Source organism: Bacillus zhangzhouensis (assembly GCF_000715205.1).
GTDB lineage: Bacteria > Bacillota > Bacilli > Bacillales > Bacillaceae > Bacillus > Bacillus zhangzhouensis.
Genome location: NZ_JOTP01000054.1, coordinates 1 through 1999, shown reverse-complemented (window position 1 = coordinate 1999; position 1999 = coordinate 1). Strand labels below are relative to the sequence as shown.

General features: G+C 43.0%; 2 protein-coding genes and 1 pseudogene. 2 read left to right on the top strand and 1 reads right to left on the bottom strand.

The window, feature by feature from the left end:
- Positions 1–225, top strand: a 225-nt coding sequence (locus BA70_RS18610) for a collagen-like protein (RefSeq protein WP_034325225.1), incomplete at its 5' end; no start/stop codon positions are given.
- Between the two features lie 75 nt (positions 226–300).
- On the opposite strand, the gene BA70_RS18605 is transcribed toward BA70_RS18610, so the two are convergent.
- On the bottom strand, positions 301–1320 hold the full coding sequence (locus BA70_RS18605; RefSeq protein ID WP_034325223.1) for an LLM class flavin-dependent oxidoreductase: 1020 nt from the start codon (positions 1318–1320) through the stop codon (positions 301–303).
- Positions 1321–1494: 174 nt separating this feature from the next.
- Between BA70_RS18605 and BA70_RS18600 the strand changes: the two are divergent.
- Positions 1495–1999, top strand: a pseudogene (locus tag BA70_RS18600) (BclA C-terminal domain-containing protein); the annotation flags it as partial.

Sequence of the window (1999 nt, the reverse complement as noted above, 5' to 3'; positions counted from 1 at the left end):
CCTACTGGACCAACAGGTGTTACCGGAGATACCGGGTCTACTGGCGCTACAGGTGTTACCGGAGATACCGGACCTACTGGCGCTACAGGTGTTACCGGAGATACTGGAGCCACTGGTGTAACTGGAGCTACCGGTCCTACTGGTGCGACTGGTGCAACTGGAGATACTGGTTCTACTGGTGCGACAGGTGTCACTGGAGCTACCGATCCATCATCATTACGATGAAAACAAAAAAGATTGTAGAAAAACATGAGTTTCTCTACAATCTGAGAACTGCTCTGTGCAGTTCTTTTTTTATACTTATTTTTCTTGTTCCTCTTGAAAGATGTCTGCAATGAGTTCATAAGAGCGCATTCTTTCTTGATGATCAAACATATCAGAATTAATCATCACTTCATCTGCTTGAGTGGCTTCAATAAAGGCTTCCAATTCTTTTTTCACCTTTTGCTTATTCCCAATCATGGTAGAACTTAATTGTTCATCAACCATCGCCTTTTCATATGGACTCCACAGTCCATCCATACTGTCAACAGGGGCCTTGAGTTTTCCTGGTGTATTGCGAATGAGACTCAAAAAGCGCTGATAATGCGAGGTCGCCAAATATTCAGCTCGCTCTGTTTGATCTGCAGCAAAAACCGTCACACCCACCATCGCATAAGGCTCTTTTAACACATCAGAAGGTTTAAATGACTGTCTGTACAATTCTAAAGCAGGTATTGTATTTTTAGGCGAGAAATGAGCAGCAAAGGCAAATGGCAATCCAAGTTCTCCTGCAAGCCTTGCGCTAAAACCACTTGAACCAAGAAGCCAAATCGGAATATCCAATCCTTCTCCCGGAACGGCTCTGACATGTTTTTTGACCTGACCTGTTGGTTTGAAATATTGCCGAAGTTCTTCAAGCTGCTCAGGGAAATCTTCTCCGTTATGAAGGTTTCGTCTGAGAGCTCTTGCCGTTAACTGATCCGTTCCTGGTGCTCTGCCAAGGCCTAAATCAATTCTCCCCGGATACAAAGTCTCAAGTGTCCCAAAATGTTCTGCAATGACAAGCGAAGAGTGGTTTGGAAGCATAATCCCCCCAGATCCAACCCGGATTTTTTCGGTTCCCCCTGCAATATATCCTATTAATACAGACGTTGCGGAGCTCGCAACACCTTCCATATTGTGGTGTTCTGCAAGCCAGTATCTATGATACCCCCACTTCTCCGTCTTTTTTGCTAAATCCATACTATGCTCAAAGGACTCTTTAATTGTGCCGCCTTCTGTCACAGAGGATAAATTTAAAACGGAATAAGCTGTGTGCTTCAAAACTGATTGACTCATAAATGATGTCCCCATTTCTGTCAAAAATCATATTAGTTTCATTCTTTCAACACCATAACATAAAATCATTTAACTTTTAAATCATTTGATTCGATGATTTTCGAAATGTTAAATTTCTATGTTTTACTTCCAGTTTGAACATTTGCACATAGAATGAATTATCAATTAGAGGAGATGGGCAATTTGTACAATCAATTCGATCACAAATGTCCCTTTTGTGGCAAAAATCATGGGCAGCCCCATTATAAAAGATCACGTCATGAACGTGTACAAAACATCGACTGCCCATTATTAAAACATAAACTTCCAAAACAACCTCAAGCAAATCACCCTTGCCACAATGCAAAAGGACAAAACAAATCAAAGCCAAACCAAACCATTGTCAGAAGAGGTCCAGCAGGTCCACCTGGACCTACTGGTGCCACTGGTAGCAATGGTATAACCGGTCCTACTGGTGCAACTGGAATAGGATTAAGTGGAATTGTCGCTTTTGACCCAGCGATAGCGCCAACATATCCAGTAGGTCAAGTCGTAACGTTTGAAGGTGGTACTTATATTGTGAACACTGCACCACCTTCGGGTACGCCAGATACGTCACCAGACTATACCATATTAGCAGCACCAGGATCTACTGGAGATACCGGTGCTACTGGCGCAACTGGTGTTACTGGAGATGCCG

Excerpts from the sequence above, each read along its gene's own strand:
- BA70_RS18605 (WP_034325223.1), bottom strand. The coding sequence starts at position 1,320 with ATGAGTCAATCAGTTTTGAAGCACACAGCTTATTCCGTTTTAAATTTA.